General features: G+C 74.6%; 7 protein-coding genes. 5 read left to right on the top strand and 2 right to left on the bottom strand.

Features of this window, described 5'->3' with window-relative positions:
* Nucleotides 1-253: 253 nt before the first annotated feature.
* Both IE271_RS11650 and IE271_RS11645 read left to right on the top strand, forming a co-directional pair.
* Nucleotides 254-967 (top strand): HNH endonuclease family protein, encoded by a 714-nt coding sequence (locus IE271_RS11650; RefSeq protein WP_190190172.1) that lies wholly within the window; start codon nt 254-256, stop codon nt 965-967.
* A gap of 22 nt (nt 968-989) precedes the next feature.
* A complete protein-coding gene (locus tag IE271_RS11645; protein WP_190190171.1) occupies nt 990-1,739 on the top strand; it encodes a GNAT family N-acetyltransferase in 750 nt (249 codons plus the stop codon).
* A gap of 132 nt (nt 1,740-1,871) precedes the next feature.
* Here the strand turns inward: IE271_RS11645 and IE271_RS11640 are convergent, their stop codons facing one another.
* On the bottom strand, nt 1,872-2,372 hold the full coding sequence (locus tag IE271_RS11640; protein WP_190190170.1) for a hypothetical protein: 501 nt from the start codon (nt 2,370-2,372) through the stop codon (nt 1,872-1,874).
* 213 nt (nt 2,373-2,585) lie between these two features.
* Between IE271_RS11640 and IE271_RS11635 the strand changes: the two genes are divergently transcribed.
* From IE271_RS11635 to IE271_RS11625, 3 genes are all read left to right on the top strand, one after another.
* The gene (locus IE271_RS11635; RefSeq protein WP_190190169.1) at nt 2,586-4,628 is read left to right on the top strand and encodes an N-6 DNA methylase; all 2,043 of its coding nucleotides are present in this window, start codon (nt 2,586-2,588) and stop codon (nt 4,626-4,628) included.
* 127 nt (nt 4,629-4,755) lie between these two features.
* The gene (locus tag IE271_RS11630; RefSeq protein WP_190190168.1) at nt 4,756-5,403 is read left to right on the top strand and encodes a hypothetical protein; all 648 of its coding nucleotides are present in this window, start codon (nt 4,756-4,758) and stop codon (nt 5,401-5,403) included.
* 38 nt (nt 5,404-5,441) lie between these two features.
* On the top strand, nt 5,442-6,932 hold the full coding sequence (locus tag IE271_RS11625) for a serine/threonine-protein kinase (RefSeq protein ID WP_268256185.1): 1,491 nt from the start codon (nt 5,442-5,444) through the stop codon (nt 6,930-6,932).
* 228 nt (nt 6,933-7,160) lie between these two features.
* Here the strand turns inward: IE271_RS11625 and IE271_RS11620 are convergent, their stop codons facing one another.
* Entirely contained in the window at nt 7,161-7,910 is a 750-nt protein-coding gene (locus IE271_RS11620) for an SDR family NAD(P)-dependent oxidoreductase (protein ID WP_190190166.1), read from the bottom strand.
* Between the last annotated feature and the right edge of the window lie 89 nt (nt 7,911-7,999).

The following is a 7,999-nucleotide window of genomic DNA, read 5'->3' as shown; positions in this document are numbered from 1 at the left end:
CCCCGGACCTCCCGCACGGGAGGTCCGGGGCCGCGTTCCGCGTACGGGGAGGCATGGATCCGGGTTCGCGGGCAATCAGGGACAGTGCACCTCACGGATGGTGGGTGGGCGCGGCGTCCGGGGGCGGGCGCCGCGCCGGGGTGTGCACGCCGGAGCCCGCGGGCACCGGTTCCGCTTCCGCTCCCGGCTACGGTGAGGCCGGTGACCTGCCGTCCCGTGCGGACGGCCGAGGGAAGGCTGGGAGAGGAGCACCGTGAGGTTTCGGACCACGGTCGTCGGCGCGACGGCACTGCTGATCGCCGTCACCGGCTGCGAGGTGGAGACGGACCCCGGGCGGTCGCAGGGGACGTCGACGGCCGGCGGGGGAGAGGCGCTCGCCGCCGTCGACACGCTGACCGTGAAGGGCCGGGCGCCCAGGACCGGTTACGACCGGGACAGGTTCGGCAGCGCCTGGGCCGACACCGACTCCAACGGGTGCGGCACGCGCGACGACATCCTCGAGCGCGACCTGGAGGACGTGGAGTTCGACGGGAGCACGTGCAAGGTCGTCTCCGGCACGCTCGACCCCGACCCGTACACCGGGAAGGACGTGACGTTCACCCGCGGCCGCAGCCAGGTCGACATCGACCACCTGGTCTCCCTCTCCGACGCCTGGCAGAAGGGCGCCCGGCAGTGGGACGCGAGCAAGCGCATCGCGCTGGCCAACGACCCGCTCAACCTCCTCGCCGTCGACGCGGGCACCAACCGCGGCAAGGGCGACGGCGACACCGCGACCTGGCTCCCGCCGAACAAGGGCTACCGCTGCACGTACGTCGCGGGCCAGGTGGCCGTGAAGAAGAAGTACGGGCTGTGGGTCACCGGGGCGGAGAAGGCCGCCATGAAGAAGGTGCTGTCCGGCTGTCCCGGGCAGCGGCTGCCCACCGGCGGCAACCCGACGAACGCGCCGAACCGCTTCCACGCGGGCTGAGCCGCGTCCTACGGTGTCCGGCATGGAATGGAGAGTGGCGAGCCTCGCCGACCGCCCGGACATGCTCGATCGGGTGACCGGCATGGCGGACACCTGGCCCGAGTTCATGCTCCAGGACCTCGTCGGCAACGCCCACTACGGCCGGATCGCCACCGAACTGCCGGAGTACGTGCTCTTCGCCGAGGACGGGCGGGGCGAGGTCGTCGCCCACGCCTACAGCGTGCCGTTCGCGCGGACGGACGAGGAGCGGGCCGGAGCCGCGCTGCCGGCCCGGGGGTGGGACGAGGTGCTGCTGCGGGCGTTCTCCGGGCTGCGCCACGGCGTCCCGCCCGAGCTGGTGAGCGCGATCTCGATCGTCGTCGCCCCGCACGCCCAGGGCACCGGTCTGTCGGCCCGGATGCTCGCGGCGATGCGGGACAACGCGCGGGCGCGCGGCTTCACGGAGGTCGTCGCCCCGGTCCGGCCCAACGCCAAGCACCTCGAACCCCTGGCGCCGATCGAGGAGTACGCCTTCCGGGTGCGCGCCGACGGGCTGCCGTACGACCCGTGGCTGCGGGTCCACGTCCGGGCGGGCGGCGTCATCGAGTCCGTCGCGCACGCGTCGATGACGGTGGCCGGCTCGCTGGCGGAGTGGCGGAACTGGACCGGGCTGCCCTTCGACACGGAGGGGCCCGTCGAGGTGCCGGGCGCGCTGGTACCGGTGCACTGCGTGCCGGACCGGGGGTACGCGGTCTACGTGGAGCCCAACGTGTGGGTGCGGCACACCCTCTGACGCCACGCCGGACGGTGGTGCCCCCGGCCCGGCGGGCGTCGGCCGCCGTGGTGCCCCCGGCCCGGCGGGCGTCGGCCGCCGCGTCCGTCCGGGTCGAGGACGTCGCCCACGGGCGCGGGAGCGCGGCGCCGGTCAGAAGTTGCCGTTGCCGAGGATCTCGCCGTCGGCGTCGTAGACCGTGACGAGGCCGTTCTCGCTCTGCTTCCAGTCGGCGAAGGCGGAGGCGATGAGCTTGGCGGGGCCGGTGCCCTCGCCCATCAGGCCGCCGGTGAAGTCGGTGTAGACGTCGGCCGAGTCGAGGATGTCGTTCTGCTCCTCGGCGCCCTGGACCTTCGTCACGTGCGCGACGGCGTCCTTCTCGTTCGGGCTGCCGTTCTTGTCCACGAAGGACTTGAACTGCTCGGCCTGCGAGGCCTTCTCGGCGCCCTTGTCCGCGGTGTCGGACTTCGCGTCCTTCCCGTCGGAGCCGGAGCCGGAGCCGGAGCCGGAGTCCTTCCCGGCCGTGACCGACGACGTGGCGGTGTCCTTGCCGGAGCCGGAACCGCCGTCCCCGTCGCCCCCGTTGGCCGAGACCGCGCCGATCACGACGAGCCCGACCGCCGCCCCCAGCGCGATCTTCATCTTGGTGCCCATGGCTGTGTCCTCTCCCCAGAGACAAGAGACATCGGTGCACAACGGACCTCCGGGTTCTCCCGGATGCATCCGTTCGCTGGGTCAATAAGACCAGAGTCTGTGAACCGAATCAACCACAGTTCACAGAGATGCGTTCCGCTCACGCGTGAATCCTGGAATCTTGCGTACGTCGGTATGCTCTGAGCCACACACCGGAACGAGGGGAGCCGACGCGTGCGGGACAACGGGACAGAGGTCACGGCCGCCGGGATCGCACGGCTCGCCGGGGTCGGCCGCGCCGCCGTCAGCAACTGGCGCCGCCGGCACGCCGACTTCCCCCGGCCCGTCGGCGGCACCGAGACCAGCCCGTCCTTCGCGCTCGCCGAGGTCGAGGAGTGGCTGCGCAAGCAGGGCAAGCTCGCCGAGGTCCCGCTGCGCGAGCGGGTCTGGCAACAGCTCGCGGGACACCCGGCGGGACCCGTCACCGCCCTGGTCCACGCCGGCTGCGCGCTGCTGCTCGTCCACGCCAGGCCGCCCGTCTGGCTGGAGGTGGCCGAGGGCTCCGACGAGCGCCTGGCGAAGCTGCTGCCGACCGCCCTGGAGCAGGTGCTCGCACCCCGTTTCGGCGTGCTCGGCGAACGCGCCGTGGCCACGCCCGGCGCCGAGGACCTGCTGCCGTCCGCGCCCCTGCTGCGCGGGGCCGCCGAACTCGCCGCCGAGCAGGGCGCCCGCCACGCCTTCGACTTCCTGCTCGGCCGGCACCTGGACGCCAACCCGCGCCAGTACACCCTCACCCCGGCCGGCCTCGCCGCCCTCATGGCCGACCTGGCCGGGCCCGCCCGCACCGTCCTGGACCCCGCCTGCGGCACCGGCGCCCTGCTGCGCGCCGTCCCCGCCGCCCCGGACCAGCTGCTCCACGGCCAGGACAGCTCGCCCGAGCTGGCCGCCCTCACCGCGCTGCGCCTCGCCCTGCACACCGCCGCCTCCGTGCGCACCGCCGCGGGCGACAGCCTGCGCGCCGACGCGCACCCGGCGGTACGGGCCGACGCCGTGGTGTGCCACCCGCCGTTCAACGAGCGCAACTGGGGCCACGACGAGCTCGCCTACGACCCCCGCTGGGAGTACGGCTTCCCGGCCCGTACCGAGTCCGAGCTGGCCTGGGTGCAGCACGCGCTGGCCCGCCTCAAGGACGGCGGCACCGCCGTGCTGCTGATGCCGCCGGCCGCCGCGGCCCGCCGCTCCGGCCGCCGCATCCGCGCCGACCTGCTGCGCCGCGGGGCCCTGCGCGCCGTGATCGCCCTGCCGGCCGGCGCGGCGCCGCCGTACAACATCCCGCTGCACCTGTGGGTGCTGCGCAGGCCCGGTGCCGCGGCGCAGCCCGCGCACCCCGAGGTGCTGCTCGCCGACACCGCCCACCTGGCCGCCGACGCGCGCGGCGGGCTCGACTGGACGGCCGTGCGCGCGGCCGTCCGCGAGGTCTGGCGGCCCTTCGACCGCACCGGCGCCGCCCCCGAGCGGCCCGGCGTCAGCCGCGGCGTGCCCGTCCTCGACCTGCTCGACGACGACGTCGACCTCACCCCGGCCCGCCACCTGCCGCCGCCCGCCGCGGCCGGAGGTCCCGAACACCTCGCCGACGTGCGCGAACGCCTCGGCGACACCCTCCGTCTGACCACCCGTCTCACACCGCCCGCCGCTGCCGCCGCCCCGTCCCCCGCCCGCTGGCCGCTCACCACGGTCGGCGAACTCGCGCGCGCGGGCGCCCTGTCGCTGCGCACGGGCGGCGCCGGCGGACCCGTGCGCGTACCGGTCCTCACCGACCACGACGTCCTCGCCGGGACCGCGCCCTCCGGCACGCTCCCCGAGGGCGACGAGGAACCGGTCCTCGTCGAGACCGGCGACGTGGTCGTGCCCGTGCTCGGCGGCGGCGCCGTGGCCCGCGTGGCCGGCGCGGCGAGCGCCGGCGCCGCCCTCGGCCGCAACCTCGTCCTGCTGCGCCCCGACCCGGCCGCGCTCGACCCCTGGTTCCTCGCCGGCTTCCTGCGCGGCACCGCCAACAACCGCCAGGCCAGCAGCTACGCCTCCACCGCGACCCGCCTCGACGTGCGCCGCCTCCAACTGCCCCGGCTGCCCCTGGAGCGGCAGCGGGAGTACGGGGAGCGGTTCCGCGCGCTGGCGGAGTTCGAGGAGGCGCTGCGGCAGGCGGCCCGGCTCGGCGAGCAGCTGGTGCGCGGCATGCACGACGGGCTCACCGACGGGACGGTCGCGCCCGGTTTGTGATCAGTACGACAACGGTTCGGTACAACCCGGGACCGCTTGTCGCTGTCGGCCTATACGCTCGGACTTCCACACCGAACCACCCCGTCCGTCCGTTCGCCGCGCCGGCGACACCGGTCCAGGAGCAGTCATGTACGGCAACAGCGCGATGCCGCCGCCGCCCCGCAGCGCGGGCACCGTCATCACCCTGCGCGTGCTGTTCGCCGCCGCCGGCTTCCTGACGTGCGGCCTGCTCGCCTGCGTCCCGCTGTTCCGGGTCGCCGTGCTGCGCAACCGCCGGATCGACTGGGCGGCGGCCTGGCTGAGCCTGCCGGTGTCCTTCATATGCTTCGCCGTGGTGGGCTCGCTGCCGGAGAGCGACCCCCGCACGGACGTCGCCCTGGCCGCCGTCATGCTGCTCGGCGCGGCGGCCGCCGCCTACTTCGTGGTGACGGACATCCGCCTGCCGGGCACGGCACAGCCGTCCGCCGGCTACGCACCGCCCTACGCGCAGACCGTCGGCGCGAGCTACGACCCCGCCCGCGGGACGGGTCCGTACGTCCCCGCGCCCGCGCCGCAGCCGCCGTTCGGGCAGCCGCCGTTCCAGGGGCCCCCGCTCCAGCGGCCGCCCTTCCAGCAGACGCCGTTCCAGACCCCGGCACCGCAGACCCCGGTACCCCAGTCGCCGGCGACACAGCCCCCGGCGACACAGCGCCCCGCGCCGGCCCGCATCGACCAGGTGCGCGCCGAACTCGACGAGCTGAGCGACTACCTGCGCAAGCAGGAGGACGGCCGGTGACCGTGGCGGCGGGACGCGTCATCACCGGCCGCTACGAACTGTCCACCCTCATCGGCCAGGGCGGCATGGGCCAGGTGTGGACCGCCTACGACCAGCGCCTGGACCGCCGCGTCGCCGTCAAGCTGCTGCGCCCCGACAAGGTCGCCGGGCACGAGGCCGAGGAGCTGCGCCGCCGCTTCGTGCGCGAGTGCCGGGTCACCGCGCAGGTCGACCACCCCGGCCTGGTCACGGTCCACGACGCGGGCAGCGAGGGCGAGGAGCTGTTCCTCGTCATGCAGTACGTCGACGGCGCCGACCTCTCCGACCACCTCGCCGAGCACACCCCCTACCCCTGGCAGTGGGCCGTGGCGGTCGCCGCCCAGCTGTGCGCCGTGCTGTCGGCGGTGCACGCCGTGCCGATCGTCCACCGCGACCTCAAGCCGCGCAACGTGATGGTCAAGCAGGACGGCACCGTCACCGTCCTCGACCTCGGCGTCGCGTCGGTGATGGACAACGACACCACCCGCCTGACCCACACCGGCTCGCCCATAGGCAGCCCCGCCTACATGGCGCCGGAGCAGGCGATGGGCGGCGCGGTCGGCCCGTACACCGACCTGTACGCGCTCGGCGTGCTGCTGCACGAACTGCTCAGCGGGGACGTTCCGTTCGCCGGCTCCACCGCGCTCGGCGTGCTCCACCGCCACCTCTACGAGCCCCCCGTCCCGGTCCGCCGGCTGCGCCCCGAGGTCCCCGAGGCCCTGGAGGCACTGGTGCTGCGGCTGCTCGCCAAGGACCCGCAGCACCGCCCGGCCTCCGCGCAGGAGACGTACGAGCAGCTGCTCCCGCTGCTGCCCGCGCGCGGGATGCCCTCCGGCGCCCCGCTCGACCCGACCCGCCCCTTCCTGCGCCCGCACGCGCCCTGGCCGGACCGGGCGCGCACGCCCGCGCCGCAGCCGACGCCCCAGCCCGCGCCGCCCGCGGCGGAGAAGCCGGACGTGGCGCGCGCCGTCGACGAGGTCAAGCGCCTCCTCGGCGAGGGCCGCATCACCCAGGCCGTCGACATCCTCGGCGCCATCCTCCCGGCCGCCGCCGAGCAGCACGGCGAGCACTCCCCGGTGGTGCGCACCCTGCGCAAGCAGTACGCGGCCACGCTGATGGACGACGGGCAGTACCGCCGGGCGCTGCCCGAGCTGCGCCGCCTCGCCGACGAGCGGGCCACCGAGGCCGGCCACGCCGACCCCCAGTCGCTCCGCTTCCGCTACGACGCCGCCCAGTGCCTGGAGCAGCTCGGCGACCCGGCGGCCGCGCTCGCCGAGTACCGCGCCCTGCTGCCGTACTACGAGAACCAGTACGTCTCCGGCGACCCCGACCTGGCCTTCGACGTGCGCCGCCGCATCGGTCACCTGCTGCTGGCCCTCGGCGACCGCCCCGCGGCCCACGACACCCTGGCCCGCCTGCTGATGGACGTGGAGCGGCGGCACGGCCCCGGCCACCCGCTGGCGGCCGACGTCCGCCGCACCCTCCAGTGGCTGGGCCAGGTGCGCGGCTAGTGCCGTGACCGGAAAGGTCTGCCGTGGGCTCGCGGCGTCCGGTGCGGTGCATCGCAAGGCGGAGGACCGCCCTCGTACTGGACGTACTCGGGTGGCTCCGACAACGCGGCGTGGGGGTCCCCTGCTCGAAGAGCCAGGGGGAGTGCCGTGCCGGGCGTCGTGAGCCGGTGAACCTTTCCGGTCACGGCACTAGGCACTGAAGCAGGCCGGCGGAGCGCCGGCCGCGGGTCAGATCTGGTTCTCGCCGCCGTCGACGTAGACGTTGGCGCCGAGCATGAAGCTGCTCTGGTCGGAGGCGAGGAACGCCACGACGGCGGCGACCTCCTCGGGGCGCCCCATCCGGCCCAGCGCGGTGTCCGTGGCGAGCTTCGCCCGGACGCCGGCCGCGTTCTCCTCCCCGAACAGGTTCGTGATCCCGGGGGTGTCGACCGGGCCCGGCGAGACGGCGTTGACCCGGACGCCGCGGCCCTTGAGCTCGTTGGCCCAGACCCGCGTGAAGGTCCGCAGGGCGGCCTTGGACGCCGCGTACAGGCCGAACGCCTCCGTGCCGTTGTCGGCGGCGGTGGAGGCGTTCACGATCACCGAGGCACCGTCGTTGAGCAGCGGCAGCGCCTTCTGGACGGTGAACAGCGTGCCCCGCACGTTGATGTCGAAGACGTGGTAGAAGTCGTCCTCGGTGATCTTCTCCAGCGGCACCAGCGAGGCGGTCGCCGCGTTCGCGAAGACCACGTCCAGGCCCCGGCCCCGGGCACGGACCGCGTCGTAGAGCCGGTCCAGGTCGGCCGGGTTCGAGATGTCCCCCACCACCGCGGTGGCCCGCGCCGCGCCGATGGTCTCCACGGCCGCGTCCAGCTCGGCCCCGCGCCGGCCGGTGAGGAAGACGTGCGCCCCCTCGTCCGCCAGCCGTACGGCACTGGCCAGGCCGATCCCGGTGCCGCCGCCGGTGACGACGGCGGTCTTGCCTTCGAGCTGTCCCATGTGAATGACCTCCACGCATTTCTGCACCGATCGGTACTGAACGAGACCGTAGCAGGTTGAGCACCGATCGGTACAGAAGAGGTAGGGTT

The organism is Streptomyces minutiscleroticus (assembly GCF_014650875.1).
GTDB lineage: Bacteria > Actinomycetota > Actinomycetes > Streptomycetales > Streptomycetaceae > Streptomyces > Streptomyces minutiscleroticus.
Note: the sequence above shows the minus strand (reverse complement) of the source record. Positions and strands in the feature narration are given on the sequence as shown.